1 pseudogene is annotated in these 696 nt (G+C 37.8%); it reads left to right on the forward strand.

What is annotated here, in order from left to right:
* Window positions 1-696 (forward strand): annotated as a pseudogene (locus tag AB3I42_RS13945) (IS5/IS1182 family transposase); the annotation flags it as partial.

The raw sequence follows: 696 nt of genomic DNA on the forward strand, positions 1-696 counted from the left end.
AGGAAACGACAGCTCAGCTTCTAGCAGAGGCTTTTGTGTTGTTTCGCCGTCAACTGATAACCAATCAAGTGATAGATAATGAAGCCATCTTCGTTGACGGTACGAAAATTGAAGCAGACGCCAATAAGTTCAGCTTTGTTTGGCGTAAAGCCACCACTCGGTATGAACGGTTGTTAGATGAAAAATCAGAAGCTTTTTATCAAACGCTTTATCAAGAGGAAATTCTTCCTTGCTTAAAAGAAGAAAGTCAATCCGATGGATTGACGAGCGACCAGTTAGAAGAAGTCGCTCATCATTTAGAAGCTGAACTCCATGAAACACAAGTACAATTAACACATGAAAAATGCAAAGAAAAGCAAAGTCAACTAAAGAAAAAAAGAAGAATGTATAAAAAATATCTCCGACAGGTACAAACGGATTATCTGCCAAGAAAACAAAAGTATGAACGGTATGCTCAACTATTTCAAGAACGAAATAGCTTTTCAAAAACAGATACTGATGCCACCTTTATGCGGATGAAAGACGATTATATGCGAAATGGACAGCTCAAGCCAGGTTATAATTTACAAATCGCCACCGAAAATCAGTATGTTTTGAGCTATGAATTATTTCCAAATCCCACAGACACCAAAACATTGAATCCATTTTTAGACAGTTTTTTAGACCGACATAAGGAGTTACCGGAGTACATTGTGG

The organism is Enterococcus sp. C53, from assembly GCF_040887425.1.
In the GTDB taxonomy this organism is placed as follows: Bacteria; Bacillota; Bacilli; order Lactobacillales; family Enterococcaceae; genus Enterococcus_B; species Enterococcus_B hirae.